Raw genomic sequence first — 26,606 nt, 5'->3', positions numbered from 1 at the left:
TTCCCCAACAGAGCAGAAATGCGCGTACATGACAAGACCTTCGCACCCTTGGGGTTGTTTCGCTCCATGGAACAGCGTTGACATCAATGAAACGAGAGGAGTATCAAAAGGGTGGGACTCCCGCTCGCCCGACGCCTTCGGAGGACAGGTAGTGGAAGATCTCCCGGCACATCTGCGGTCCGTCCCGGACGGCCGGCACTCCGCGCGCTCCATGGTCGCGGGGCTGCGCCACTGGGCGGTCGCCGCGCCCACGCGGACGGCCGTCGTGGACGGCACCCGGCGTCTGAGCTTCGCCGCCGTGCACAGCCGCTCCAACCGGCTGGCGAGCTCACTCCTCGCCGCCGGCCTGAACCCCGGCGACCGCGTCGCCGTCCTGCTCGGCAACCGGCTCGAGTACCCCGAGATCGCGGCGGCCCTCGGCAAGGCGGGCCTGGCGATGGTGCCGATCGGTGTGCGCCAGACGGTCCCGGAGATCGCGTTCATCACCGGGCACAGCGGCGCCCGCGCACTCGTCGTGCAGCACGACCGCTCCGAGGAGGTGTGCGCGGCCGTCTCCGTGGACGTCGTTGTGCGGGTCGGAGGGCCGGGACCGGGGCGCGCCTACGAGGAAGTCCTCACACGGGGCCGTGACGTGGATCCCCGCATCGCGGTCGCCGGGGACGACACGTTCTGTGTGCAGTACACGTCGGGGACGACCGGGCGGCCCAAGGGCGCGCTCCTCACCCACGCGGCCCGCGCGCTGACGGCCGAACTGTCGGCGTACGAATGGGGCTTGGGCGAGGCACGGGTCAGCGTCGCCGTGGCGCCCATGAGCCACGGCGCCGGATTCATGTTCGGCTACGCTCCCCTGCTCACCGGCGGAACGGTGGTGATGCTCCCCCGCTGGGACCCCGGGCATCTGCTGGACCTCGTCTCGCGAGAGCGCGCCCAGTCCGTCTTCCTGGTGCCGACCCACGCCCAGGCCGTACGGGACCTGGGCAGTGAGGGACCGCAGGCCCGGGACCTGTCGTCCCTGGACACCCTGTACTTCAACGCGGCCGCGCTCCCCGTCCCGCTCAAGGAATGGGTGCTGGACTCCTTCCCGCAATGCGGTGTGCACGAGTTGTACGGGTCGACCGAGGGCGGTGTGGTGACCGACCTGCGCCCCGCGGACGCGCGCCGCAAGGCCGGTTCGGTGGGCCGGGCCTGGTTCCGCACCCGGCTCAGGATCCTCGGCGACGACGGTGCCGAGGTCCCAGCAGGCGTACCCGGCGAACTCTTCAGTCACTCGCCGTTCCTGATGAAGGGCTACCTGGACGACCCCGGGGCGAGCGCGGCCTGCCGCACCGCCGACGGCTTCCTGAGCGTCGGCGATGTCGCGACGATGGACGAGGAGGGCTATGTCCGTATCGTCGACCGCAAGAAGGACGTGATCATCTCGGGCGGGCTCAACGTCTATCCGCGCGAGGTGGAAGAGGCCTCCCTCGCGCATCCGGGCGTGGCCCAGTGCGCTGTGGTCGGGGTGCCCGACCCCCTCTGGGGCGAGGTGGTCACCGCGTACGTCGTTGCGCCGGCCGGCGCCGCGCCCATCGGCGTCGATGAACTCGCCCTGTTCCTGCGACCGTTGCTCGCCGGCTACAAACTGCCGCGGCAGGTGCGCACGGTGGCGGCGTTGCCGCGCAACTCCGCCGGCAAGGTCCTCAAGCGCGAACTGCGCGCGGCCGCCGTCCCGCGGACGCCGTCACCGCGGCACCCGCCACCCGTTCCTCCCCGGTGACCCCCGTTCCCGTCGGCAATCACACCCGACCCGCCCGGGGACAGCCCCCGCGGCGCCAAGCGAAAGGCGGTGGCGCGGTGCGCCCGCACGTCGAGCTGATCCACGAGGACGACTACGTCTGGCATCCGGCCGAACTCCCGCACACCGTCGGCGAGGTGCGCGAGCGGCGGCTCAGCAGTGACGAGGAGGACGGCTCGGCCGCCCTGTCGCTGGCCTTCGACTCCGCGGCGCACCGTCCGGCCGGGGTGCCGTCCGCGGACACCGAGTTCTTCGTCCTCGAAGGGCGGTTGCGGCACGGCGCCACGGACCTCGGGCCCGGGGGCTATCTGCACGTACCCAAGGGCGTCCCCATGCGGGAGTTGTCGGCCGAGGCGGGCAGCCGGGTGCTTCACTGGCGGGAGTACGGCCCTTCGGACTTCGAGCCCGGCGGCGCGCGGTGGGCGGATTCGTCCGGCGACGTGACCGAGTGGGACTCGGCGGCCATGGAGTGGGTCACGGCGCCGACCGACGGCCCGCTGACCCCGCTGTACATCAAGCTGCTGCACCGCGACGAGAAGACCGGCTTCTACACCCGCCTCGTCCTGGCTCCGAAGGGCTGGACGGACCACCGGCTCGCGCACCACCCGTGCTACGAGGAGTTCTACACACTGTCCGGACGGATGGCCTACAACTTCGGGGACATCGACCCGGGGACCTACTGCTTCCGCCCGGCCTTCGTGAAGCACGGTCATTTCGTGGCGGAGGAGGACACGACGTGGATCATCCGCTCCGACGGCGAGCTCATCAACTGGTACACGACCGACGAGTGGATCAAGTGGGGCGGCGACGCCGAGAACTACGAGCCGCACCAGGCGCCGGTGCCCTCGACCCTGCCGATACGGTCCCGCTCGCGGGGCGTATGGGACAACGACGGCATGTGAGCGCGTGAGCGATGCGGGGCCGCGCCCGAATCGGTTCCGGACGCGGCCCCCACGCTCTCACCTGGGGAGGTACCGGCCCGACGGGGTTCCTTGGACACGGCCGTCCCGGTAGGCGATCCGGCCGCCGACCACCGTGGCCCTGGGCCAGCCGCGGAGTTCGACGCCGTCGAAGGGGCAGTGGTCCTGTCCCGAGAGCAGCAGGTCGGCGCTGACCGTGCGGGTCTCGTCGAGGTCCACGACGACGAGGTCGGCGTCGGAGCCGACCATGAGGGACCCCTTGCGGGCGAGGCCGTAGGCCGCCGCCGGGCCGGCCGAGGCCAGTTCGGTGATCCTGCGCAGCGGGATCCCGCGCCGGTGGTGGCCCTCCGAGAGGAGGACCGGGTAGAGCAGCGCCGTACCGCCGAAGCCGGGCAGTGCGGGCCACAGCGCGTCGCCCTTGTTCTCCTCCATGCAGCAGGCGTGGTCGGAGGCCACCCAGTCGACGGTGCCGTCCACGACCCCCGCCCACAGGGCCTCGTTGTCGGCCCGGGTGCGCACCGGCGGGTTGACCTTGGCCCCGAGGCCACGGCCCGCCGCGTCCAGACTCTCGTGGTCCAGGCAGAGGTGGTGCAGCGTGACCTCCGTCCGCAGGTCGCCGCCGGGCGCCGCCGCGCGGGCGGCCCGGGCCGCGTCCAGGGCCGCCGCGCTCGACAGGTGCAGCAGATTCACGGGGCAGCCGGTGGCCCGGGCCAGGGTCGCCGCCTCCGCGATGGCCACCTGCTCGGTCAGCGGCGGACGGCCCTCGCTGTACGCCCGGAGGGTCTGGGGATCACCGTCGCGGCGCACCCGGTCGATGAACAGGCGCATCAGCTCGGACTGTTCGCAGTGCAGGGAGAGGGAGACCCGGCCGTCGGGGCGGGCGGCCCCGACGGCGGCGACGGCCTCCATGAGCTGGTAGAGGTGACCGAGGTCGTACTCCTCGCCCTCCCCCGTCATTCGAAAGCCGCGCGCGTCGCGTGAGTCGGCGGAGAGGTTGAACCCCTTGTAGAACATGTAGTACTTGAATGAGGCGACCCCGTGACCGTCCAGCAGGGCGGGGACTTCGCGCACCTGCGCCGTGTCCATCGGAGCGAGGTGGAAGCCGTAGTCGGTGTGACACTGCCCCTCGACGGCTTCGAGGACCTCGGGGAAGATCTCCGCGTACGGGCCCGTGCGGTTGAGATAGTGCTCGCCGGTGCGGAAGTACGACAGCACGGTGGTGGCGCCTCCGACGAGGGAGGACCGTGTCTCCTCGAACGCGTCCTGGGCCAACGGACGGTAGATGCCCAGATGGAAGTGGGCGTCGACCGCGCCCGGCAGGACCACCCGGCCGGCCGCGTCGAGCACTTCCTCGGCCTCCGCCGTGGGCAGGTCGTCGGCGAGCGCCGTGATCACGCCGTCCCGGACGCCCAAGTCGGCGCGTATCTCGCCCACATGGGGCTGGACGAGCGTCCCGTTCCTCACGATCAGGTCGTAGCGTGCCATGTCGGCCGGACGGTCTCCGTGTACCGGACCGCTTCCGTGGAGCGCGGACGGCGGACCGCGGCGCTTCCCCGGTTCGCCCGGGAGCCGTCCGCACCCCCTTTCCCGGATAGAGGAACCGATGGGGAAACACTGTTTCTCTTTCGTGGGTCTGGGTCGCATGCTAACTTTTCGAAACGGCGTTCCACAAGGAGAAACATCCGTCGATCCGAAGGGTGTGAGCCACAGTGCCGTTCCCCTCCCCCGATCCTGGCGGCGCACCGCCCGGCCCACTGCACGGGATCACCGTCCTGGACTGCGCGACGCTGTTCGCCGGTCCGCTGGCGGCCACCGTTCTCGGAGACTTCGGCGCCGACGTGATCAAGATCGAACACCCTTCCCGGCCCGATCCCTCCCGTACCCACGGTCCGTCCCGCGACGGCACCGGGCTGTGGTGGAAGATGCTCGGCCGCAACAAACACACCGTCACCCTCGACCTGTCCCGAGCACGTGGCGCCCGGATCCTGCTGCGGCTGGTCCGTGAAGCGGACGTCCTCATCGAGAACTTCCGGCCCGGGACGCTCGAACGCTGGGGCCTGTCGCCCACCGCCCTGCATGCCGCGAACCCCGGCCTGGTGATCGCCCGCGTCACCGGCTTCGGCCAGTTCGGCCCCTACGCGGCACGGCCCGGCTTCGGAACCCTCGCCGAATCGATGAGCGGACTGGCCGCCGTCACCGGGCAGCCGGACGGCCCGCCCACCCTCCCGCCGTTCGGACTCGCCGACGGTGTCACCGCCCTCGTGACCGCGGCGGCGGTACAGACCGCGCTCTACCACCGCGATGTGCACGGCGGCGGCGGACAGGTCGTCGATCTCGCCATCATCGAGCCGCTGCTCACCCTGCTCGGCCCGGCGCCCCTCGCCTACGACCAGCTGGGCACCGTGCCACGGCGCACCGGGAACCGCTCCGCGCACAACGCCCCCCGCAACATCTACCGCACCCGGGACGGCGGTTGGGTGGCGGTCAGCACCTCGGCGCAGGCGGTCGCCGAGCGGGTGATGCGGCTCGTGGGACACGGCGAGGTCGTGCGCGAGCCCTGGTTCGGCTCCGGGGCCGGCCGGGCCGCCCACGCCGACCTGCTCGACTCCCAGGTCGCCGGCTGGATCGGCGGACGGGACCGGGCCGAGGTGCTCAAGGCGTTCGAGGCCGCCGACGCCGCCGTCTCCCCCGTGTACGACATCGCCGACGTCTTCGCCGATCCGCAGTACCGCGCCCTCGACACCCTCACCACGGTCCAGGACCCGGAGCTGGGTCCGCTGCGTATGCAGAACGTCCTGTTCCGGCTCTCCGCCACCCCCGGCAGCATCCGCTGGACCGGCAGACCGCACGGCCAGGACACCGACCGTGTCTACGGCACCCGGCTGGGACTCACCGCGGCCGAGCTCGACACCTTGCGAAGGGAGCGGGTCATTTGACCGTCCATCAGCCCTGGGACGCCCTGTCCGGCACACGGGTCCTCGATCTGGCCCATCCGATGCGCCGGGGCATGCCGCAGTCCCCCAACCACCCTCCGTACCGGATGCTCCTGGAGCGCCGTCACGGTGATCTGGTACGGCCCGACGGCGGATCGGCGGCCAACGAGATCGTCATCACCGGCGGACACGTCGGTACGCACATCGACGCGCTGGCCCATGTGTCACGGGACGGACGGCTGCACGACGGGTCCGAGGCCGCGACCGCCCAGTCCGCGACGGGGTTCTCCCGGCTCGGCATCGAGGAGTTCACCCCCTACGTCGGGCGGGCCGTCTTCCTCGACATCGCCCGGCTGCACGGGGTCCCCGTCCTGCCGCCCGCCCACGAAGTCACCGTCGGGGAGCTGGAGGACGCCGTGAAGGAGGCACGGACCGAACCTCGGCCGGGTGAGGCCGTGCTGATCGGCACGGGGTGGTCGCGGCACTGGGACGATCCCGAGGTATTCACCGGCCAACTGGGCGGAGCTCCGGGGCCGGGTCCGGCGGCCGGGGAATGGCTGGCCGAGCGCGGACCGCGTCTCGTGGGCGGGGAGACGCTCGCCTTCGAGCACATCCCGGCGGGGAGCGGACACGCCGTACTGCCCGTGCACGGGCGCCTCCTCATGGACGCCGGCATCCACATCGTGGAGACCATGCGGCTGACCGGTCTCGCGGAGTCGCGGACCACGGAGTTCCTGCTGGTGCTCGCCCCACTGCCCCTGGCGGGCGCCACCGGCTCCCCGGTACGGCCGCTGGCCGTCCTGGCCGCGGAGGACACCGCATGACGGGCACGGAACACGGACCCGGCGTCCGGCGGACCTCCGGTACACGCCGGCCGGACGCCAGGGCCGATACAGGCCTCGGGCGAGCCGTCGCCGGCACGGACGACGACGCGCCCCAGGGTTCGGCGACCGCTTCGGGGGACGCGTACCCCACGTCGACCGGCTCGGACGACGCCCTCCTCACGCACCGGGGAACCGGCGAAGGCAGCGGATCCGGAAGGGAGTTCGTCGGGCCAAACGACAGACTCCACCAGGCATCGCCGACCGGCTCGGACGACGCGTGCCCCACCTCGACCGGCTCGAGCGACCGGCACCTCACACACCGGGGAACCGGCCAACACGCCGGATCCGGAACGGGGTTCGCCGCGCGGCTCGCCGACTTCGCCGCGCGGTGCCGCGACGGGATCCCGCCGGCCGTGGCCGAGGACGCCACGGCCCGGATCACCGACGCGCTCGGCAACTGCCTGGCCGCGCTGGGCCCTTACGTGGGCGACGAGACGTCCGGAGGCCCGCACGAGGCCGCGCTGACCGCGGCCCGGCGGGCCGGTGGAAACCCGGAGTCCACCGCCATCGGCAGCGGGGCACGACTTCCCGCCGACCGCGCGGCACTGGTCAACGGGACCCTGGCGCACGCGCTGGACTTCGACGACACGCACCTGCCCTCCGTGCTCCACCCCACCGCGGCGGTCCTGCCCGCCGCGCTGGCCGCCGCCGAGGCGAGCGGCGCGGACGGGCCGCTGGCGGTGGCCGCCCTGGCCGCGGGCGGTGAGATCTGTGTACGGCTCGGCATGGCGTCCTACGATCCCCGGCTGCGCAACTCGGTCTTCTTCGAGAAGGGCCTGCACGCCACGTCCATCTGCGGAACCGTGGGCGCCGCCGTAGCCGCCGGCCTCGCCCTCGGACTGACCTCGGCGCAGCTCGCCGACGCGATCGGCATCGCCTGTTCGATGGGCGCGGGTGTCATCGAGGCCAACCGCACCGGCGGGACGGTGAAGCGGATCCACTGCGGCTGGGCGGCGCACTGCGGTGTGAGTGCCGCGCAGCTGGCCGTCGGCGGCGTGACCGGCCCGCCCACCGTGCTGGAGGGGCGGTTCGGCTTCCTCACGGCGTTTCTCGGCGACCGCTGGGACGCGGGCCCGCTGCTCACCGGTCTGGACGCGATGGACGACGCCGCGCGGTGGGAGTACCCGCGCACGGTCTACAAGCCGTACCCCTCCAACCACTTCACCCATCCCGGGATCGACTGCGCCCTGGCGCTGCGCGCCGACGGACTCGATCCGGCGGACGTGGTGGCGGTGGAACTCGGCGTGGCCGCGGCTCCGCGCCGCACGATCGGGGAGCCCCGTGAGCAGAAGGTCCGGCCCTCCTCGCCGTACCACGCGAAGTTCTCGGGCCCCTACACCGTCGCCTCGGCGCTGCTCGCCGACTGGGACCGAGGCCCGGGGGTCCAGCTGCGGGACTTCACCCCGGAGGCGTTCACCGACCCTCGGCGGCTGGCGCTGGCCGCACGGGTGGAGGTGGTGTCCGACGCGCGGTGCGACGCCGAGTTCCCCCACGCCCTCGGTGCCGTGCTGCGGGTGCGGACGCGCGGCGGGGCCACGCTTGAACACCGGGTGGCCTCCTCCCGAGGCGGACCCGGAAGCCCCCTGACCGCGGCGGAGCTCGCCGAGAAGTTCCGGACCGGCGCGGAGCCGTCACTGGGCGCGGAGCGAAGCGGCCGACTCGCGGCGATGGCGGCCGCGTTGCCGGGCGCCGGACCGGGCTGTGTGACGGATCTGCTGAGCCTGACAAGGATCTGACCGGGGCTCCCCCGGCGCCGCGGGCCTGAACCGGCCCGCTTCAGGCCCGCTGTTCGGGCACCGCGGCCAGCACCCGGCGTGCGGCGCGCACGACCGCCTCGTCGACCATCCGTCCGTCGGCTCCGGTGACGACGGCGAGGCCCGAGCGCGCCGCTTCCTCGAAGCGGTCGACCAGAGCCCGGGCCGCCGACACCTCCTCGGCGGACGGAGTGAACACCTCGTGCACGACGGGGATTTGATCGGGGTGGATGCATGCCCTGGACCGGTAGCCGAGGCGGCGCAGTGCGCGTGTCGAGGCCAGCAGCGCCTGCGTGTCACGGAAGACCGTGCTCACCGGGCCGACGGGCGGCGCGATCCCGGCCGCCGCACTGGCGAGGACGAGGGTGGTCCGCACGACCAGCAGTTCCGACCGGTCCTCGGAAGACGGTTCCATGCCGAGTTCGGCGCACAGATCGGCCTCACCGGCCTGGAGGTGGGCGACGCGCGGCGCGGCGGCCAGGGCGGGCGCGTTCAGGACGGCGGCCGCCGTCTCCAGCAGGGGTGAGAGCGCGATCCGGCCCACCGTGAGACCGAGTTGCGCCTCCCGCTCGGTGAGGACGTCGTGGAACGCCGATACGGCGCCGGGGTGCGGGCATTTGGCGAGGCACAGGCCGCGCAGCGCCGGGCAGACGAGGGCGGCGGCCTCGCGCAGTCCGTCGGGGCCGGGGTTCACCCGCACCCAGACGCTGGTGGCACCGTCCGGCGGCAGTGCCTCCAGCCAGGTGCGTACGGCGCGCAGCGCGGCCCTCTTGGCCGCGGGGGCGACCGCGTCCTCGAGGTCGACGATGAGCGCGTCGGCGCCCCGGCCGAGCGCCTTGGCGAGCATGCGGGGGCGGTCGCCGGGGACGTACAGATAGGAGCGGGGCGCGCGGTCCGACGGCGTGGGGCCGGTCATGCCGGAGTCAGCCGATCGTGGTGGTGTGCGCGGACAGACCGCGGGCGACGACCGTGCGCATGATGTCGTTGGTCCCCTCGCCGATCGCCATCAGTGCGGCGTCGCGGTAGAGGCGTTCGACGACGAACTCCTTGGAATAGCCGTAGCCGCCGTGCAGGCGCATGGCGTCGAGCGAGGCGCGGATCGCGGTCTCCGAGGCGAACAGTTTCGCCATGCCCGCTTCCGTGTCGACCCGCCGGCCCTCGTCCGCCCGGCAGGCCGCCCAGTACACCAGGAGGCGGGCGGCCTGGAGTTCGGTGGCCATGTCGGCGAGGCGCAACTGCACGGCCTGGAAGTCGTGCACGGGCCGTCCGAAGGCGTGCCGCTGCGCGGTGTACGCGAGGGCGGCGTCGTAGGCGGCCTGCGCGATGCCGACCGAGCGGGCGGCGACGTTGATACGGCCGGTCTCCAGCCCCGACAGGGCCTGTTGCATGCCCCGGCCCTCGACTCCGCCGAGCAGCGCGGTGGCGGGGACACGCACCCCGTCCAGGCGCAGTTCGCAGGACTCGGTGCCTTTGTAGCCGAGCTTGGGAAGGTCTCGTTCCACCGTGAAGCCGGGGGTCGCGGTGTCGACGAGCAGCAGGCTCATGCCCCGGTGGGCGGGCTCGGCGTCGGGGTCGGTCTTCACGAGTACGGGCAGCACGTGGGCGTGCCGTGCGTTGGTGATCCAGGTCTTGGATCCGTGGACGACGTAGTCGTCGCCGTCGCGGCGGGCCGTGGTGCGGATGCCCTGGAGATCGGTGCCGGCGTCGGGTTCGGTCAGGGCGATGCCGCTGCGCCACTCGCCGTCGGCCAGCCGGGGAAGGTAGTGCTCCTTCTGCTCCGGCGTCCCGTGCCGGGCCAGGATCCAGCAGGCCAGGGAGTGGGAGCCGAGGATTCCGGCGATGCCCATCCAGCCCCGGGAGATCTCCTCGAAGACGAGGGCGAACGACACCATGTCGGCGGCGAGTCCGCCGTACTCCGCCGGGACGGTCAGGCCGAACAGGCCCATCTCCCGCATGCGGGCGACGATTTCGGTGGGATACCGTCCGGAGTCCTCCCACTCCTGGGCCACGGGTTCGATCTCCTTGGCGACGAAGTCGCGCAGGGTCCGGCGGAACAGCTTCTGCTCGGGCGTCAGGGTGAAGTCCACGGCTCAGGGCTCCGGTTCGGCGGGCGGCGGTGGCGCCGCGTGCGGCGGGTCGGTGAACGGCGTGCCGGGCACGGCGGCCCAGGAGGCCGCCGGGTCCCCGGTGGGACGGAACACGGGCAGCATCCTGCCGTCGGGCAACGCCCGCCAGGTCAGCCGCAGCGACTGACCGCACAGCAGGGCCTCGTGGTCCCCCACCAGCGGGGCGAGGAGCACCGGGCCCTCGGTCAGCCGGGTCCGCCCGAGCGCGTACGGCACCGGGCGGCCGGGCGGCGCGCGGTGCACGACGGTGAAGGTGTCGAGGACCGCGGTTCCGGCGACCGGGACGAGCCGGAGCCCGCGGGTGGCTCCGCAGGCGGTGCACAGGACGCGGGGCGGATGCTGTGCGTGACGGCAGTCGTCGCAGCGCTGGACGGTGAGCCGTCCGGTCCGCGTGGCGTCCCACCAGGCCCGGGTGACGGCGTCGGCGGGCGCGGGAAGGGGTCCGTCCCACGGCGGGGTTTGCGTCCCGCGGTGAGTCCCGCCGGTGAGCCCGGAGGGCGGCCTCGTCCCCGGCCGCGGGGGGTCCGGGGTCCGCGGAGGCTCGGGTGAACCGGGTCGGCGTTCGGGTGCGCCGGGCGGGAGCTCGGCCACGCCGGTCCACGGCTCGGAAGTGCCGGGCGGGCTCGATCCGGCGCCGCCCGTGTCCTCGCGGGCGAGGACGACCGTGGCGTGGGTGGACAGGATGCCGCCGGTGCCGTGGGCCACGGCCGTCCGCGCTCCCGGGATCTGGCGCGCGCCGCACTCGCCGCGCAGCTGTCGTACCGCCTCGATCAGGAGGAACACCCCGAACATGCCGGGATGCCCGTACGACAGTCCCCCGCCGCTGGTGTTCAGGGGGAGGGCACCGCCGGGGCGGATGCGGCCGTCCGCGACGAGGTCCGCCGCCTCCCCGGGGCCGCACAGGCCAAGGGCTTCCAGCGACAGGAGCGTGGTGATCGTGAACGAGTCGTAGACCTGGACGACGTCGATGTCCGCCGGTCTCACCCCGGCGTGCCGGTAGGCGCGGGCGGCGCTCGCGTACGCGCCCGGGTTGGCCAACAGGTCGTCCGGCCCCGCCGAGCCGGTGTGGGTGGTGGCCTCCCCGTACCCGAGGACGCGCACCGGAGTGCGGCGCAGGTCCCGGGCCCGGTCGAGGGAGGTGAGGACGATCGCGCCGCCCCCGTCGGTGACGAGGCAGCAGTCCGCCTTGGTGAGGGGGCTGGAGATCATCGGGGAGGCCAGCACCTCGTCGACGGTCAGGGGTCCGGCGCCGTGACGGTGGGCGGCCGGGTTGAGCAGCGCCCACGCACGGGCGGCGACGGCGACCTCGGCGAGCGCGCGCCGGGAGTGGCCGTGGACGTGGAGGTAGCGCCGGGCGGTCATGGCGTAGTGGGAGAGCGGGTACAGCGGTCCGGCCGGTGCCTCGAACTGGGTCTCGGGAGAGGCGGGGTCCAGGGGCCCGGTGAGGCTGCGGGAGCGGCCCGAGCGCTGGTCGGAGCCGTAGGCGATGACGGCCGTGGTGCACTGTCCGGCCGCGATGGCCTGGGCGGCGCGCGCCACGTACATCTCGAAGGCGCTGCCGCCCGCGAAGGTGGAGTCCGTCCAGGCCGGTGTGATCCCGAGGTAGTCGGCGGCCTGGGTGGCGGGGAAGCGGCCGGTGCCGGAGGTCGCCAGACCGTCGACCTGGGCGAGGGTGAGACCGGCGTCGTCCAGGGCCCGGGTGACGCCCTGGGCGAGGAGGGCGAGGGCGGGCAGGTCACTGACGCCGAGGTCTGCCTCGGCCACGCCCACCACGGCGACCCCGGTGGTCACGGGCCGTCCGCCGGTTCGCGGAGTTCCACGAGCGCTCCGGCGGGGGCGACCGCGGTACGGGCTCGGGGGCCCAGGACCTCGACGGTCTGCTCGACGGTCACCAGGCGGCGGTCGACGGCGGTGACCCGGCCGACGCAGCGCACACTCTCTCCGGCGAACACCGGCCGTGCGAAACGGAAGTGCAGGCTTCGCAGGAAGCAGGCCGGGCCGAGCCAGTCGAGGAGTTGCTCGGCGAGGAGTGCCCCGAAGACCTGTCCGTCCACGACGGGGGCCGCGAGGTCTCTGGCGCCCGCGTAGGCGGTGTCGTAGTGCAGGCGGTGCCAGTCCCAGGTGGCGCCGGCGTAGGCGACCAGGCGGGTGATGGGGAAGGACCGCTCCAGGGGTGGTACGACGGCCCCGGGCAGCAGTTGGGGGCCGGTCACCGGGGTTCCTCGGCGGTGAGTGCGACGTGCAGGACGGTCTCCTCGTTCTCGGCGAGCAGGGTGCCGTGCTGGTCGGTGTAGACGCAGTGCGAGGTGACGGTGAGCAGCGGGCGGCCGTCGCCGGTGGTGCGTTCGTCGAGTGAGACGAGGGTCCAATGGGCGGTGACGCGGACGTCGGGTCCGGCCGGGCGGTGGAAGGTGTACGCGTGCGATCCGCGGACGGTGGCGGTGTGCGGGACGCGGATGCCCCAGGTGTGGCCCGCGTAGCCGTCCTCGTCCGGTGGCAGGCCGGTATACTGGTTGGTCTCGCAGATCAGGGTCGGTGGTGCGATCACATCGGGGTGGCCGTGCGCGCGGGCGTAACCGGGGTCCGTGTAGAGGGGGTTGGAGTCGCCGACGGCCGTCGCGAAGTAGCGCAGGGCGGCGCGGCCGAGTGGTTCGGGCGCCGTGTAGACGGTCGTACGGCCGACGAGGGCGCGCAGTTCGTCGGTGAGCAGGGTGCGGGTCACGTGCCTCCTTCGGGCAGGTCCGCGGGATCGGGCAGGACCGCGGTCGGGAACACCTCGACGAGGAACTCCCGGCGGAGCAGGGCGGCGCAGCCGGCGGTGGTGACGGCCGGATGGGCTCCGGGTCCCAGCGCGCCCGCACGGGATGCGGCCAGCGGGTCGGCCGGGGCGAAGGCGGGCGGGCAGAGGAACTCCTGGGTGTGCACGAGGTGTTCGGGTCCCCCTCCCGCCGCCTCGATCACGGTGCGCACCGCGCGGTAGATCTCGGCGGTCTGGGCGGCCGGGTCACCGGCGTGCAGGGCCTGCTGGGTGTCCATGTCGAGAGCGGCGAAGCCGGACATGTGGAGGGTGCGGCCCGCGCGCACGCCGGGGCTGTAGGTGAGGGTGTCGTAGCGCTGCCAGCCGGGGTTGACGGCGGTGAGGGGATGCCGGGAGGCCGTGACATCGAGCGCGACCAGGATGCCCGGGGCGTGCAGCCGGGACATGAGGATGCCGCCCGCGCCGGGGAACACCCCCGCCCCGCCCAGCAGTTCGCGGCGTGGACCGGCGCAGAGCGGATAGGCGCGGCGGGTCGCGGGAGTGGAGTAGTCGTAGGTGGTCACCGCGTGGTCGAGGCTGAGGCCCGCGCCGCGCAGCAGGCGGTCGGCGGTACGCAGGCAGTGGGCGTACTGGCGCGGGAAGTCGCCGGGGTGGGCGATGTCCCCGCGCGGGTCGAGCGGCAGGACGGTGGGAAGGAAGACCGTTCCGTCGGTCGCTTCGCGCAGACCCGCCGGCAGGGCCCGGCCGCCGCCGGGATCGAGCCGGACGGCGAGGGCGAAGCGGGCGCCGACGGGCAAGGTGTCGCTGATGACGGTGGTCCGCGCCGGGCGGTGCGGGCCCAGCAACTCCGCGAGCGCGTAGCCGAGTTCGTCCCGTGCTTCCAGTGCCGCGACGCCGGTGAACTCCGTGAGGTGGACGATGTCGCCCGGCGCGGCGGAGTGTTCCTGGAGCAGCCGCGCCAGCCGGTCGCACACGGCTCGGGCTTCCACGCCCGGTCTGTGGTCCGCGGACGGCACGACGGCGGTGAAGCGGGCGGCGGGGCGGACCGGGGCGCTCATGGTGTCCTCCGCGCGACGAAGGCGCCGATGCGCGCGGTGAGTTCGAGGACCCGGTCGAGCGTCGGCTCCCGGTCGATGCTCAGGACGCGTTCGCCGAGTTCACGCGAAAGGGCGCTCTCTCCACCGGCGTTGGCATGGAATTTCACCAGCACCTCCTCGGTCGAGGGCGGGGGACGGTAGCCGCCGGGGATCTCGGCCGCGAGTTCGCGTCCGTCCGTGGTGCGCACCCGGATGCGGCCGGGTGCCTCCGCGTCGGGTCCCTGCCAGGGGTGTTCCCGGTGGGTGACGCGGGAGGCCAGCGCGGTGGCGTCCGGGCGGGCGCGAGCCTCCCGGTCGTAGGAGTCGAGGGTGATCCGGCCGTCGAGCAGCATCAGGGCGGTGGAGTACGGGAGGGCGAACTTCGCCTCGTACGGAGTGCGCGGCGCCCGGCGCGGCTCGACGGGCTCGCACACGATGGGCACCGCACCGGGGGGTACGTCGACGACGGCGGAGGCCACTTCGGCGCCGGCCAGTTCGCCGTGCAGGACGCGTGCGGCGTCGAGGGCGGGATGCATGAGCCGGCAGCACGGGTGCCGCTTGGCGGCGACGGCGGGCGCGTGCCACATCTCACCGAGGTCGCCCGCGACCCGGGCGGCCGTGACGGGATGTCCGGCGAGCGCCGCGTACACACCGTAGCGGCCTTCCAGGACGGTGTCCGGCCCCTCGGCGCCGGCGGTGGCGAGGCGGAGCGCGAGGAGTCCGGCGTGGGCGGCGAGGCCGGGGTGCAGGGTCTTGGTGTCGCTGCCCGCGTCGAGGAATTCGAGGAGTCCGCCGGCGCTGCTGCCCGCGAGGCCGAGGGCGTGGGTGAGCACGGGAACGGAGGTGCCGTGCAGGACCGCGGCGGTGACGGGGGCGGCGAAGACGCTCGCGACCTGGGTGGCGTGCAGGCCTCGGGCGTGGAAGCGGTAGGGGGCGGCCAGGCCCACCCGGACCGCGGTCTCGTATCCCGCGACGGCGGCGGTGAGGACGTGCGCGCCGGTCGCGGCGGTGTGCTGGGCGGTGGTCAGCAGTGCGGGGAGCACGGCGGCCGTGGCGTGGACGAGTGCGCCGGGGTGGGTGTCGTCGAAGTCGAGGGCGTGGACGAGTGCGCCGGTGGCCAGTGCGGCGGCGGGCGCGCCGATCAGCTCCGTGGTACCGGGTACCGCGGCTTCCCGCGGGCCGCCGAGTCCCCGGGCGGCGGCCAGTGCGGGAGCGGCCGCGCCCTTCCGCAGGGCGGCGAGCAGGCATCCGATGCCGTCCAGCAACTGTCTGCGCGCGGCTCGGCGCACGACGCTGGGCACCTGCTCCAGAGTGAGCCGGCCCGCCCAGCGGGCGATCAGTGCGGCGGCCGGAACCCCTTCGTCGTCCGTGTGACCGTGCGGGTGAGGGTGGCCGTGCGGGGTGGTCTCAGGCACCGAAGGCCCCCTGCGCGCGAAGGTCGGCGATGCGCGTCTCCTCGTATCCGAGGATCTCGGTCAGGACCGTGTCGGTGTGTTCGCCGCGCAGCGGTGCCCGTCGGTGGGCCGGGGCGGGCGGGCCGGTGCGCACCGGGCTGAGCAGGTTGCGGACGGTGCCGAAACGCGGGTGGCTGGTCTCCACGACGAGTCCGCGGGCCTCGGTGTGGGGGTCGGCGAGCGCTTCGGCGACGGAGTTGACGGGCCCGCAGGGGACCCCGGCTTCGGTGAGCCGCCGGATCCAGGCGGCGGCCGGCTGTTCGGCGAAAAGCTTCTCCAGCCGGGGTATCAGTTCCTCGCGGTGGGTACGGCGGCCTTCGAAGGAGCCGTACGCGTGGTCGGCGCGCGCCCATTCGGGATGGCCGAGCAGGCCCGCGAGGCGCTGCCAGAACTTCTCCTTGGGGCAGCCCACGACGATCCAGGCGTCATGGGCCCGGAACGCCTGGAACGGAACGAGGGAGGGGTGGGCGGAGTGCCGGGTCCTGGTCGGGGTGAAGCCGCCGTTGAGATGCCAGAGGCCCGGGTAGGTGAGCATGCTCAGCGCCGTGTCGTACAGGGAGACGTCGCAGTCGAGGCCCCGGCCGTCGCGGCGGGCGGCGTGCAGGCCGGCCAGCAGGGCGAGCGCGGCGGCGAAGCCGCCGGAGTAGTCGACCAGGGAGAGACCGGACTTGGCGGGCGGTCCCCCGGGTTCGCCGGTGAGGTCCATCCAGCCGGCGAGGCCCTGGAGGATGTAGTCGTAACCGGGCTGCGCGGACCGGGGTCCGGTCATGCCGAAGCCGGTGAGCGAGCAGCAGACGATCGCCGGGTTCAGATGCTTGAGGATGTCGTACGTGATGCCGAGGCGCTCGGGGACGTCGCCCCGCAGGTTGGAGTAGACGGCGTCGCTGTGCCGGACGAGGTCCTCGAACACCTCCCGGCCTGCGGGATGGCCGAGGTCGAGGGAGACGCTTCGTTTGTTGCGGTTGAACGCCTCGAAGAACAGCGAGTCCTCACCGTGCTGGTGGGGTGGCACATAGCGGCCCACGTCGCCGCCGGCGCCCGGATCCTCGATCTTGATGACGTCGGCGCCCAGGTCGGCGAGGTGCAGTGAGCCGAACGGGCCGGCCCCGTACTGCTCGACCGCGAGAACACGCACGTCCGCCAGCGGGCGCGGGACCGGCGCCGCTCGATCCGTCGGCGCTGTCATGCGCGTACCTCCTTGATGAGGGCGATGACGGCCGCCTGGGCCGCGCGGATCTCCTCGGGTTCCAGCCCGTGGACGGGCGGGCCGAGCTTGACGGAGTCGGCCACGGCCGCGTACTCCGTGAGCCGCCGCGCGACCTCGTCGGGGGTACCGGTGAGGGTCAGGGCCCGGGTCATGGAGGGGTCGACGACATGACCGAGCCGGTCCGCGCGGGCGCCCGCGGAGCGGAACTCCTCGAGGACACGCTGCTGCGCGGCTTCGAGTCCGTGCTCGGCGAACAGCGGGCCGTAGGTGCGGACCGAGGCGTAGAAGCCGAGGCCGCCCGCGGCCAGACGGTGGGCGCGCCGGGGATCGGGGTCGATCGCGCAGCAGGCGGAGGCGGTGACCTCGAACCCGTCGAGGCCGTGGCCGGGTGCCGGTCCGCTGTCCGGGCGAGAGGCGGCCGGGGCGGATGCCCGACGGGCGTGTCCTTCGGCGAGCCCGGGCAGGACGGTGTCCTCGAGGTGGGCCGGTGAACCCAGTTCGTGGCCGATCCAGCCGTCCGCGATCTCGCCCGCGAGGCGGGTCATCACGGGGCCGACGGCGGCGAGATGGACGGGGATGCGCGCACGCACCGGCGGGAAGGGGCGCCGATAGCCGCGGATGCGGAATCCGGTGACCTCGCCGCCCGCCTCGATCGTGGCACCGTCCGCGCAGGCGGCCGTGAAGGCCCGGACACAGGCGACCGTCTCGCGCAGGCGCCGCACGGGCGGGTCGAAGTCGGCGTGGTGCCAGTCCTCGTTGAGCCGCCGGACCCCGCTGCCGAGGCCGAGGACGAAGCGGCCCGCGCTGAGTTCGTCGAGGTCGAGGGCTTCCAGCGCGGTGGTGAGCGGACTGCGGACGAAGGCGAGCGCGACGGCGGTCCCGACGCGGGCCGGGCCGGCGACGGGGGCGAGCGCGGCGGCCGTGATCGTGGCGCTGCGGTGGAGCTCGGCCGCCCAGAGGGTGTCGGCGCCCGCCTCGCGCGCGGCCCGTCCGGCGGCCACGAGTTCGTCGAGGGTCTCGCCCCAGGGTGCGTAGCCGATCCGTGGCAGTGCCCGGGTCGCGCTCACGGGGTGTCGTCCAGCCCGAGCGGCGCGGCGGGCCGGGGGCGGTGCCGGTCGGCGGGGAGCACGCCACGTCGGTGGACGTAGAAGGTGCGGCGGAACGAACACACCTGCTCGCCACGCTGGTTGAGGGTCCGGGTGCGGACGGTGACGAGGCCGGCCGCCGGGCGTGAGGCGGACGTGCGGACCGCCAGGACGATCGACTCGGACCACAGGGTGTCCCCCGCGAACACCGGGGCCGTCATCCTCACGTCGTCCCATCCGAGATTGGCGAAGGCGTTCTGGGTGAGGTCGGTGACGCTCTGTCCGACCGCGACGGCCAGGGTCAGGGTGGAGACGACGAGCGGCCGGCCGAACTCGCTGTGCCCGGCGTACACCTCGTTGAAGTGCATCTCGTTGGTGTTCATCGTCAGCAGCGTGAACCAGGTGTTGTCCGCGTCGCTGACGGTGCGGCCCAGCGGATGCTCGTAGATGTCGCCGACCGTGAAGTCCTCGTAGAAGCGTCCGCTCCAGCCGGGGCGAACGGTGCCGGTGGCCCGGCCGGTGCCCGACGACGGGCTCATACGGATCCTCCCCTGGGCCTGCTGCGGCCCGGACTCGGTGACCGTGGCGGGCCCGTGAACTCCGCCTGTGCGCAGGGGGTTTCGGGCCGCTCGCCGCGGCCAACCCTAGGATCTCCCCCGAGAGAGCGTCAAGGGTTCTGTTTCCCTATGCGTTCCATTGTTTCCCCAACCGCATCCACCTCGCCCCGCCCGGCGGACCGCCGCCGCCCCGTGCGCGCACTCACGGTTTAACGGGAGCGAAACCCCGCGCCTCTTGACATCCGGACGGGCCTGGCGCTGTATTTGGACGACGTTTTCGAAACGTCGTTTCACTCTAGGAAACGAGCGGCCGACTGTCGGACACCTCGCCGAACCCGGCGCCCCCGACCCGGCGACGGCCCGCTCGGCGAGCGCCCCGCCGGAACGGATGTCCGCCCCCACGGGACATCCGGTCCGACGGCGGTGCTGCCCGACACCCAGACGCGCCAGCGCGCACCCGCTCCACGAAAGGAGCGCCCCATGAAACACCCGCACCCCGGCCTCGTCCCGGGACGAGGCGGGGCCGCCCTCGCCGCACTCGTCGTCGCGGCGGCCGGTTCCCTCGTCCTCGGCGGGTCGTCCCCCGCGTCCGCCGGCAGCGCCTCCGTGTCGTACGACTGCGTCTTCAGCACGTCGCACTCGCAGTTCACCACGACGGCGACGCTCACGGCTCCCGCCACCGCGACCGCAGGACAGAGCGTCGACGTCACCCTCGACCTGGACGACGCGGGTCCCGCGAACGGACCCGTACCGCTGCCCGCGAACAGTGTCGCCGCCTCGGCCCAGGTCCTCGTCTCCGGACAGGACCCCATCACCCTCGGCGCACCCGCCTCCCATCCGGCCATCCCGGCCAAGGGGACGATCCCGATCCCCGATCTGAGCGGCAAGCTCACCGTCGCCCAGCCCGGGAGCGTCACCCTGACGCCCGGTCAGATCACGCTGGACATCCCGAGTTACGGCCTGTCGCTGGCCTGTACGTTGCAGGGCGACGCCCCGGTGCTGCACACCATGACCGTCACCGCCGGCGGGGGATCCGGCACGCTGTCGGTCTCGAAGATCTCCGGCCGGCCTGCGGCCGACACGACGGGCGCCCGCCCGGGTGACACCGTGACCCTCGGCGGCAGCGGCTGGACGCCGTCGGCGGCCGTCGACACCGTGGAGCTGTGCTCGCTCACCGGAACAGGCTGCTCCGGCGCGGACCTGACCCCCGATCTCACCGTGGACAGCGCCGGAAAGCTCACCGGAACCGTGCTGGTCAAGGCGTCCGCGGCACCGGGACCGCACACCCTCAAGATCACCCAGGGCGGCACCACCGCCACCCTGGTCCTGGGCGTCCTCGGCACCAGGACCCTCCAGCTCAGTCCCTCCGGAGGCGGACCGGGCACGGCCACCACCGTCACCGGCGCGAGCTTCGACCCCGGCGACGAGGTCACCGTCACGCCCGTCGACGACTCCGGCACACCCACCACGGACCTCGCGGTGACGGCTCCGGTCGACGCCCGCGGATCCTTCACGGCCACGGTCACACCCGCCACGGGCACCGTGAAGATCGTCGCGGCCGAGAAGGACGGCACCGCCGAGGACTCCGCCGAGGCGGCCTGGGCGGCTGCGGCGAACGGCGGGTCGAGCGAGCAGAACCTCAAGATCGTGGTCGCGGGCGGGGCGCTGACGATGGCGCAGGAGCCCGGCGACGTGACCTTCGAACCGGTCACCGTCGACGGCACCGAGCACACGTCGGGCGGCACCCTGCGATCGGTCCAGGTCAAGGACTTCCGAGGCGGAACCCAGGGCTGGTCGCTGGTCGGCACGGTCAGCGACTTCCGCACCGCGTCGGGCGCGGTCATTCCGGGCGGGCGGCTGTCGTGGACACCGGCGTGCGGGGTGCACACGGGAGCGGCGGCCGCCTCGACGGTGACGGCCGGCTCACCGGGGCCGCTCGGCACGACCATCGCGGCCCCGCTCTGCACCCAGTCGGCGAGCACCGATCCGGCATCCGTGACCGGCGGCCACTTCGACGCGGGCGCGGGACTCTCCCTCGACGTGCCGGCCATCGCCCAGAGCGGTGCCTACGAAGCCGTGCTCCGCCTGACACTCTCCTGACCGTTCATCAAAGTCACCACTGGACCTGCCGGTTGGGCGAGGTGCGTGACCGGCCGCACGCCTCGTGCCTAACGGCCGTCGGGCCACGGACCTGGTACCTCCCGGCCATCGACCACGGACCTCGCCCCTCGCGGACGGCCGGCCACGCACCTCGAACCATCCGCCATGACACGCCCCGAGCCCCGCACTTCGACCCGACCGTCGCCGACCCTCCGCCCACCCGCCGCCGGAGCAGGAGCACACCCCATGCCCGTCCGAAGCCACGGCCCGTTCCGGCCGATCCGCCCGACGGTGTCGTGCGCCCTGCTCGCTCTCCTTCTGACGCTGCTCATGAGTCCCGCGCCCGCCTCGGCCGCGGGGAGCGGGCCGAACGCCTGGTCCGTGCGGCCCGCGGGCGCGGCCACCGACGGAGTGCGGCGCGGCGCCTTCTCACTGGACGCCGCGCCGGGCTCGAAGATCAAGGACGCGGTGCTCGTCAGCAACCTCTCCAAGGTCCCGATCTCCTTCCAGGTGTACGGGACCGACGCGTACAACACACCGCGCGACGGGGCGCTCGCCTACCGGGAGGCGGGGCAGGCCCAACAGGGGATCGGACGCTGGGTGAAGCTCGCCACCAACGCCCTCGTGATCCCCGCGGGCCGCAGCGCGGAGATCCCCTTCACCCTGACCGTGCCTGCGGACGCGACGCCCGGCGCCCATGTCGGAGGCATCGTCGCCCTCGACAACGCGGTGGAACAGGCCGGCCGGGACAACGGCGTCGACCTCGGCATCCAGCGGGCCATCGCCGTGCGGATGCAGCTCACCGTGGCCGGCCCGCTCACCCCCGGAATGACGGTGCGCGACGTACGGCTGACGCACCGGCCCTCCGGAGTGCCGTTCCGCTCCGGATCCGCGACCGTCCGCTACACGGTCGTCAACACCGGCAACACCGTCATCCAGCCGACCGCCCGCCCCCGCGCCACCGGGCTCTTCGGCCGCACCCTCAAGACCTTCCGCACCGCCCGGCTGCCGGTCCTGCTGCCAGGCCAGAGCACGGTCATGACCGCCGCCTGGGACGGAGCACCCCCGCTGGACTTCGTCCACGCCTCCGTACGCGTGAGCGCGCAGGGCGTGCCCGAGGCGTCCGCCGAATCCGGTTCCGTCCTGCTGTCCTGGACCACCGTCGCCGTACTTCTCGCCCTGTCGGCACTGCTGGCCCTGGCCCTCTCACAGGGGCGCCGGCGGCGCCATGCCCGCCTGGAGGAGTTGCCATGAACCTCGGGGTCCCCACGGCGGCGCTCGCGGCGGTGTTCCTGGCCGGTCCCGCTCCGCCCGCCGCATCGGCCCGGGCGGACGTCGCGGCCGCATCGGCCCGGGCGGACGCCCCGCAGCCCTCGATCGGCGTCGGCTCCACACGGTTGAGCCCGGGGCGGCCCGCCACGGTCACCGGCGCCGGCTGGCCCTCGGGTGCCACGGTGCAGGCGGAGGTGTGCGGCGCCCGCGCGCTGCGGGGCAGCGCCGACTGCGACACGCTGCGCGCCGCCGTGGCCCTGGTGGCGGCCGACGGGACCTTCCGGGTGACGCTCATCGCGGGCGCGCCGCCCTCCCGCTGTCCCTGTGTGATCCGCGTGACGGCCCAGCCCGGCACGAGCAGTGCCCAGTTGGACGTCGAACTCGCCGGGCAGCGGGAGGCTCCCCTGCCCTCGCTCGCCCCGGCGCCGCGTGTCGACGTGGTCCGTACGCGTCTGTCCGGCTCGCCGGGACTGGCGGAGCTGTTCGGCGCCTCGCCGCACCGCACGCTCACGGTCACGGTCCGCAATCCCGGGACGACCGCCCTCGGCCGGGCCCCGCTGATCGTCGCCTGGGGTACGGGCGGTACGGCGGACATCCCCGTCTCGGCCCCACTGACCAAGGACCTTCCGGCGGGCGCCACCCGCACCTACCGCGTCCGCGTCACCCTGCCGGCCGCCGCCTTCGGCAGGTACTCCGTGGGCGGCGCGTACGGGCCCGCGAAGTTCTCCTCGGCCACCGACGTCTATCCCTGGGGACTGATCACGACCGCGGTTCTCTCGGCTCTGCTCCTGGTCCACGCCATCGGTGTCGCGGCCCGCCGCCGCTTCCGGGAGCGTCCGGGGCGCGCCGGAGTCCCGGCCCCGGACGCGACCGTGACCGCACCCGTGCCCCCGACCGACGTCGAACTCGCCGGCCTGCGTACGTTCCTGGCCCGCGCGGGAAACGGGGGCGACCGGACGATCGCCCTGCACACGCTGCTGCGTCACGTCTCGGGACAGCCGGAGCTGACCGACCGCCAGGGTCTGGACGACCTCGTACGGCTGCTCGCTCCGCCGCTGCCGACACGTTCTGGCGACACCGAGCGGGCGGGGTCCGACGAACCGCGCGACGCCCGTTCGCGAGAGGCGAGGTGAGGACATGACGCCGTCGCGTGAGCGATGGGCCGACGACGTACGGACCGGTACCGCGGCCGGGCTGCTCCCCGGCGCCCTGGTGCTCGGCGCACCGTTGCTCGGTGCGGTCGTGGGCATGCCCGGCGCGGCGGTGCGCTACGTGCTGCTCACCGCCGCGCTCCTGTGCGGCCTCGGCGCGGGAGTCACCCGTGGGCTTCGCCGACGACGGCCCGTCACCGCGCGTACGGGGGCACGGTGCGCGCTGCTCGCCTGCCTCCTCGTCGCGGTGGCGGGGCTGTGGCCCTCGGTCCCGGTGTACTGCGGGGCCGTGCTCGCGGGCGCCCTGCTCGGCGCGCCGGGGCTGTGCCTCTTCCGCGCCACGCCCGCCTGGTGCGTGGGCGGGCTCGCCGGGCTGGGTGCGGCGGGCGGCCTCACCGGGTGGGCGGCGGAGCACGCCGGTATGGCGCTCACCGTGTGCGGGGTGGCGGGGTCGGCCCTGCTGACACCGCTCGCGGTGAGGCACCCGGGCCTCCCACCGGACAACGCGCCCAGCGGGCAAGGCGGTTCGCCCGCCACGACAGACAGTCCGGCGGCGCGGACGACGGCTCCTCACCGGGCGGGGGGCCCGATCGGTGACGGCCCGTCCGCGCCTGGGGCCGGTTTCGGGCACTCCGCACCGGCCCCAGGCGCGGCGCCCTCCGCACAGGGCGCCGGTGACGGGCCGCCCGTACACGGCACCAGTGCCGAACCGTCCACGCGGGTCTCCGGTGCCAGGCCGCCGATGCCAGGCGCCGACAACGAACCTCCCGCGCAAGGCGCCCGTGCCACGGCACGCGTGCCTGCGGCGCGTTCGGAGCGGGGTGCCGAAGGGACGCGTACCGGATCCGCCGCGCGCAGCGCCACGGTGGACGTCGTGGTTCTCTCGGCAGCCGCCTCGGCCGCCTTCTTCGCGGCGCAGGACCTGCTGGTGTTCCGGCACCTGGAACTCGGCGGAGCGCCCGCCACACTGACGGGAACCGCGGCGCTGGCCGCGGCGATCGTGCCCGCAGCCCTCCTGCGGCGCACCGGCGGCGGCGGGGCGCGCGGACCGGTTGCCGACGACGCGGTAGGCGGACCGGCGTTCCTCCCCCGGGACCCGTCCCTGCCCTTGCTGTTGCTCGCCGTGGCGGCGGCGACGGCAGCGTTGGCGGCGGCGGCCGACACGGGGCAGCTCGTGGCCGCCCTGGCGCTGGCGCTGGGCAGCGCGGCCGCGGGCGTGTCGACACTGCGGGCCTCCTTCCATGGCACCGCCCTGCCCGCGCTGCTCGGAGGTCTGGCGGGAATCGGCGCTCTGGCACTGACCGGGCGTCTCCTCGACGCCGGGGACGCGCTCGTCCTGGCCTCGGCCCTGCCCCTGAGCCGCGCCGCGCTGCTCCTGCGCGCCGGCCGGGCCGCACGCCGTGTCGCGGTCCCCGGGGCGGCGCCGCCCGCGCTGGAGGTGCGGCGCCTGACGATGCGTCACAAGAACCGGCCCCGAGTGACCCGGCTGCGGCTGTCCGTCGCCCCTGGGGAACTGGTCGTCCTGCACGACGGGCTGCCGGGCCGCAGGGCCGGATCGGCCCTGCGCGCGATCGCCGGCATCCCACGCCCGTCCTTTGGCCGCCGCACGATCCTCGGCCACGATGTGACGCGACCCGACGCGGCGACACGCTGGCGGCTGGGGCTCTGCGCGCTGCTGGACCCGCAGGACGGCGCCGTGCCCGGCGCTCTGCCGCAACTCGCCTCGCCCACCAGTGTGTCCGGCGCACTGCGGACCACCGTGGCACCCCTGGAGGCGGAAAGGGCCGACGAGGTGTGCCGGGCCGCGCACGCCGCGTTCCCGTTTCTGGCGGCCCGCGGCGACGACCCGCCCGCCGCCCTCGAACCGGTCGAGCGCTGCGTGCTCGGCCTCGCCCTGACCCTGATCGCCCGGCCTCGGCTCCTCCTGCTGGACCTCACCGGTCCCGGCACGCGGCATCTCGCGGCCGACCCGGACGTGGCCGACCTGCTGCGCCGCATCACCGGCCAGGGAACCGCCGTCCTGGTCGCCGCAAGGGAACCGTCACCCGTCCTCGGAGGCCGCGCGGTCGGCTTCCCGACCGGCCGCCGGGCACCACGCCCCCCGCTGGTCCCCCGTACGAGAAAGGCATCGGCATGAGGTGGTGGTCCTCCCCCGGCCGGGCCCCGGCAACGGCGGTCCGTGTCCTGGCCGCCTGCGTCCTGGCGTTCTCCGCCACCGGAGCGGCCTCGGCCGCCGACCCGCCGGGCGCCACGGCCAGGCTGTCGGCCGCCGTCGATCTCACCGAGGGCCAGAAGATCACCGTCACCGGGGAGGGCTTCCGCGGCGGACTCACCTCGGTGGCGGTCGGACTGTGCAAGAAGGGATACACCGGCAACACGGACTGCGACCTGGCGGGCGGGGCCGTACTGGTGAACATCGGCGGCTCCGGCAGGCTCCCCCGGATCACCCTCACCGCGCACGCCCGCTTCGCGGGCATCGACTGCCGCACCGTCCCGTGCGTGGTGGGCATCTCCCCGCTGCCGACCGGCACTCCGGCCGCGCTGCGGCCCGCCAACACCGTCGACATCCCGGTCGGCTTCCGGGGCGGAACTCCCCGGGGTGAGTCCTCGGGCGTGGGGCGTGCCGTCACCGCGACGACGCCCGGAGGCACCGTCGCGTCGTCGGGCTCCCGCTGGCGCGGGCCCTCGACCCTCCTGTGGGGTGCTTCGACGGCGCTCGCCGCGCTGTGCGCGGGAGCGGCCCTGTTCAGCCTCCGCCGCGTCCGGCACGACGGCGGAACCCCTCTTCCCGACACCCTTCCCGACACCGGAGGTACCTTGTGAACCGCGTCCTCTCCCGCACCGGCACCGGGGCCGCGGCCCTGGCCGCGGTGGCGGCGGTCTGTTCGGCGGCGACACCCGCCGCGGCCGCCGGGACCCTGACCGTGAGCAGGACCACCGGGCTCGCGCCCGGTGACACCGTCACCGTCTCCGCCAAGGGCCTGAGTCCGGGTCAGGCGTTCGTCCCGCTCGGCCTGTGCAAGCCTGACCCGACGGGTCCGACCGACTGCGACACGACGACCGCGCTGGTCGGCAAGACGGACGGTTCGGGTGTCTGGCACCTGTCGTCCGGCAACGCGACCTCCGCGGCCCTGAAGATCTCCGCGAAGGCGGGCGGCGCGGACTGCACGTCCAAGGCGGGCGCCTGCGTGGTCGCGGTGTTCATCTCCGCCACCGACGAACTCGTCCAGGTGCCGCTGACCGTGAGCGCCGCCGGGTCCGGTTCGCCCTCGCCCAGTTCGTCGGCCAGTCCTTCGGCGTCCGGCACCACGGGCGCTTCCAGCGGCGGCACCGCCGGGACCTCGTCGGGGGACTCCGGATCCGGCTCGACGTCGGGATCGGGGTCCGAAAGCCTTCCGCAGACGGGTTCCGTGGACGGTGTCGCGGTGGGTCTGCTGGCCGGCGGGACGCTGCTCATGGGCGGCGCCGCGTTTCTGATCCTGGTGCGGCGCAAGGGTGACGAAGCGGCGTGACCGAACGCACGTGTTCCGGTCCGAGGCAGCCGGGCGCCTTCGG

General features: G+C 73.9%; 22 protein-coding genes. 11 read left to right on the top strand and 11 right to left on the bottom strand.

The features are described 5' to 3' along the window. Positions 1–151 precede the first annotated feature (151 nt). Complete coding sequence (locus OG485_RS41045) at positions 152–1,756, top strand: class I adenylate-forming enzyme family protein (RefSeq protein ID WP_328673949.1); 1,605 nt, start codon at positions 152–154, stop codon at positions 1,754–1,756. 77 nt (positions 1,757–1,833) lie between these two features. Then, the gene (locus OG485_RS41040; RefSeq protein ID WP_328673948.1) at positions 1,834–2,676 is read left to right on the top strand and encodes a DUF4437 domain-containing protein; all 843 of its coding nucleotides are present in this window, start codon (positions 1,834–1,836) and stop codon (positions 2,674–2,676) included. Positions 2,677–2,733: 57 nt separating this feature from the next. On the opposite strand, the gene OG485_RS41035 is transcribed toward OG485_RS41040, so the two are convergent. Continuing rightward, positions 2,734–4,179, bottom strand: coding sequence for a dihydroorotase (locus OG485_RS41035; RefSeq protein ID WP_328673947.1), 1,446 nt, complete (start codon positions 4,177–4,179; stop codon positions 2,734–2,736). 224 nt (positions 4,180–4,403) lie between these two features. On the opposite strand from OG485_RS41035, the gene OG485_RS41030 reads away from it, so the two are divergent. From OG485_RS41030 to OG485_RS41020, 3 genes are read left to right on the top strand one after another with little or no spacing between them, the layout of a single operon-like run. Further along, a complete protein-coding gene (locus OG485_RS41030; protein ID WP_328673946.1) occupies positions 4,404–5,630 on the top strand; it encodes a CaiB/BaiF CoA transferase family protein in 1,227 nt (408 codons plus the stop codon). Continuing rightward, complete coding sequence (locus OG485_RS41025; RefSeq protein WP_328673945.1) at positions 5,627–6,451, top strand: cyclase family protein; 825 nt, start codon at positions 5,627–5,629, stop codon at positions 6,449–6,451. Before OG485_RS41030 ends, OG485_RS41025 begins: the two co-directional genes overlap by 4 nt. After that, positions 6,448–8,247 (top strand): MmgE/PrpD family protein, encoded by a 1,800-nt coding sequence (locus OG485_RS41020; protein WP_328673944.1) that lies wholly within the window; start codon positions 6,448–6,450, stop codon positions 8,245–8,247. Before OG485_RS41025 ends, OG485_RS41020 begins: the two co-directional genes overlap by 4 nt. Before the next feature lie 40 nt (positions 8,248–8,287). Here the strand turns inward: OG485_RS41020 and OG485_RS41015 are convergent, their stop codons facing one another. The 10 genes from OG485_RS41015 to OG485_RS40970 are packed head-to-tail and all read right to left on the bottom strand — an operon-like array spanning position 8,288 to position 18,510. Continuing rightward, complete coding sequence (locus OG485_RS41015; protein WP_328673943.1) at positions 8,288–9,181, bottom strand: HpcH/HpaI aldolase/citrate lyase family protein; 894 nt, start codon at positions 9,179–9,181, stop codon at positions 8,288–8,290. Between the two features lie 7 nt (positions 9,182–9,188). Continuing rightward, positions 9,189–10,352: an acyl-CoA dehydrogenase family protein gene (locus tag OG485_RS41010; RefSeq protein WP_328673942.1), complete on the bottom strand. Its 1,164-nt coding sequence runs from the start codon at positions 10,350–10,352 to the stop codon at positions 9,189–9,191. A 3-nt stretch (positions 10,353–10,355) separates the two neighbouring features. Continuing rightward, complete coding sequence (locus OG485_RS41005) at positions 10,356–12,182, bottom strand: acetyl-CoA acetyltransferase (RefSeq protein WP_328673941.1); 1,827 nt, start codon at positions 12,180–12,182, stop codon at positions 10,356–10,358. After that, complete coding sequence (locus OG485_RS41000; protein WP_328673940.1) at positions 12,179–12,604, bottom strand: MaoC/PaaZ C-terminal domain-containing protein; 426 nt, start codon at positions 12,602–12,604, stop codon at positions 12,179–12,181. Before OG485_RS41000 ends, OG485_RS41005 begins: the two co-directional genes overlap by 4 nt. After that, complete coding sequence (locus OG485_RS40995; protein ID WP_328673939.1) at positions 12,601–13,113, bottom strand: MaoC family dehydratase; 513 nt, start codon at positions 13,111–13,113, stop codon at positions 12,601–12,603. Before OG485_RS40995 ends, OG485_RS41000 begins: the two co-directional genes overlap by 4 nt. Next, positions 13,110–14,207 (bottom strand): RidA family protein, encoded by a 1,098-nt coding sequence (locus OG485_RS40990; protein WP_328673938.1) that lies wholly within the window; start codon positions 14,205–14,207, stop codon positions 13,110–13,112. Before OG485_RS40990 ends, OG485_RS40995 begins: the two co-directional genes overlap by 4 nt. Next, the gene (locus OG485_RS40985; protein ID WP_328673937.1) at positions 14,204–15,640 is read right to left on the bottom strand and encodes an MmgE/PrpD family protein; all 1,437 of its coding nucleotides are present in this window, start codon (positions 15,638–15,640) and stop codon (positions 14,204–14,206) included. Before OG485_RS40985 ends, OG485_RS40990 begins: the two co-directional genes overlap by 4 nt. Next, positions 15,633–16,865 carry a CaiB/BaiF CoA transferase family protein gene (locus OG485_RS40980; RefSeq protein WP_328673936.1) on the bottom strand — a complete coding sequence of 411 codons (1,233 nt, stop codon included), beginning with the start codon at positions 16,863–16,865 and terminating at the stop codon, positions 15,633–15,635. The genes OG485_RS40985 and OG485_RS40980 overlap by 8 nt, the downstream gene beginning before the upstream one ends. Further along, entirely contained in the window at positions 16,862–17,953 is a 1,092-nt protein-coding gene (locus tag OG485_RS40975) for an LLM class flavin-dependent oxidoreductase (RefSeq protein ID WP_328673935.1), read from the bottom strand. Before OG485_RS40975 ends, OG485_RS40980 begins: the two co-directional genes overlap by 4 nt. Continuing rightward, positions 17,950–18,510 carry a MaoC family dehydratase gene (locus OG485_RS40970; protein ID WP_328673934.1) on the bottom strand — a complete coding sequence of 187 codons (561 nt, stop codon included), beginning with the start codon at positions 18,508–18,510 and terminating at the stop codon, positions 17,950–17,952. Before OG485_RS40970 ends, OG485_RS40975 begins: the two co-directional genes overlap by 4 nt. A gap of 498 nt (positions 18,511–19,008) precedes the next feature. On the opposite strand from OG485_RS40970, the gene OG485_RS40965 reads away from it, so the two are divergent. From OG485_RS40965 to OG485_RS40940, 6 genes are all read left to right on the top strand, one after another. Continuing rightward, complete coding sequence (locus OG485_RS40965; RefSeq protein WP_328673933.1) at positions 19,009–20,628, top strand: hypothetical protein; 1,620 nt, start codon at positions 19,009–19,011, stop codon at positions 20,626–20,628. A 246-nt stretch (positions 20,629–20,874) separates the two neighbouring features. Next, positions 20,875–21,882, top strand: coding sequence for a WxL protein peptidoglycan domain-containing protein (locus OG485_RS40960; RefSeq protein WP_328673932.1), 1,008 nt, complete (start codon positions 20,875–20,877; stop codon positions 21,880–21,882). After that, positions 21,879–23,033 carry a hypothetical protein gene (locus OG485_RS40955; protein ID WP_328673931.1) on the top strand — a complete coding sequence of 385 codons (1,155 nt, stop codon included), beginning with the start codon at positions 21,879–21,881 and terminating at the stop codon, positions 23,031–23,033. Before OG485_RS40960 ends, OG485_RS40955 begins: the two co-directional genes overlap by 4 nt. A gap of 4 nt (positions 23,034–23,037) precedes the next feature. Then, positions 23,038–25,188 carry a hypothetical protein gene (locus OG485_RS40950; RefSeq protein WP_328673930.1) on the top strand — a complete coding sequence of 717 codons (2,151 nt, stop codon included), beginning with the start codon at positions 23,038–23,040 and terminating at the stop codon, positions 25,186–25,188. Further along, positions 25,185–25,874 carry a neocarzinostatin apoprotein domain-containing protein gene (locus OG485_RS40945; protein WP_328673929.1) on the top strand — a complete coding sequence of 230 codons (690 nt, stop codon included), beginning with the start codon at positions 25,185–25,187 and terminating at the stop codon, positions 25,872–25,874. Before OG485_RS40950 ends, OG485_RS40945 begins: the two co-directional genes overlap by 4 nt. Beyond that, positions 25,871–26,563 (top strand): neocarzinostatin apoprotein domain-containing protein, encoded by a 693-nt coding sequence (locus tag OG485_RS40940; protein ID WP_328673928.1) that lies wholly within the window; start codon positions 25,871–25,873, stop codon positions 26,561–26,563. The genes OG485_RS40945 and OG485_RS40940 overlap by 4 nt, the downstream gene beginning before the upstream one ends. Positions 26,564–26,606: the final 43 nt, after the last annotated feature.

Origin of the sequence: Streptomyces sp. NBC_00328, from assembly GCF_036139655.1 — a bacterium.
Classification (GTDB): domain Bacteria; phylum Actinomycetota; class Actinomycetes; order Streptomycetales; family Streptomycetaceae; genus Streptomyces.
Note: the sequence above shows the minus strand (reverse complement) of the source record. Positions and strands in the feature narration are given on the sequence as shown.

What these genes read in the sequence shown, in the direction of transcription:
- OG485_RS40950 (WP_328673930.1), top strand. Translation starts at nt 23,038, where the DNA reads ATGACGCCGTCGCGTGAGCGATGGGCCGACGACGTACGGACCGGTACC.
- OG485_RS40980 (WP_328673936.1), bottom strand. Translation starts at nt 16,865, where the DNA reads ATGACAGCGCCGACGGATCGAGCGGCGCCGGTCCCGCGCCCGCTGGCG.
- OG485_RS40970 (WP_328673934.1), bottom strand. Translation starts at nt 18,510, where the DNA reads ATGAGCCCGTCGTCGGGCACCGGCCGGGCCACCGGCACCGTTCGCCCC.
- OG485_RS41035 (WP_328673947.1), bottom strand. Translation starts at nt 4,179, where the DNA reads ATGGCACGCTACGACCTGATCGTGAGGAACGGGACGCTCGTCCAGCCC.
- OG485_RS41020 (WP_328673944.1), top strand. Translation starts at nt 6,448, where the DNA reads ATGACGGGCACGGAACACGGACCCGGCGTCCGGCGGACCTCCGGTACA.
- OG485_RS40965 (WP_328673933.1), top strand. Translation starts at nt 19,009, where the DNA reads ATGAAACACCCGCACCCCGGCCTCGTCCCGGGACGAGGCGGGGCCGCC.
- OG485_RS40990 (WP_328673938.1), bottom strand. Translation starts at nt 14,207, where the DNA reads ATGAGCGCCCCGGTCCGCCCCGCCGCCCGCTTCACCGCCGTCGTGCCG.
- OG485_RS40955 (WP_328673931.1), top strand. Translation starts at nt 21,879, where the DNA reads ATGAACCTCGGGGTCCCCACGGCGGCGCTCGCGGCGGTGTTCCTGGCC.
- OG485_RS40960 (WP_328673932.1), top strand. Translation starts at nt 20,875, where the DNA reads ATGCCCGTCCGAAGCCACGGCCCGTTCCGGCCGATCCGCCCGACGGTG.
- OG485_RS40945 (WP_328673929.1), top strand. Translation starts at nt 25,185, where the DNA reads ATGAGGTGGTGGTCCTCCCCCGGCCGGGCCCCGGCAACGGCGGTCCGT.
- OG485_RS41015 (WP_328673943.1), bottom strand. Translation starts at nt 9,181, where the DNA reads ATGACCGGCCCCACGCCGTCGGACCGCGCGCCCCGCTCCTATCTGTAC.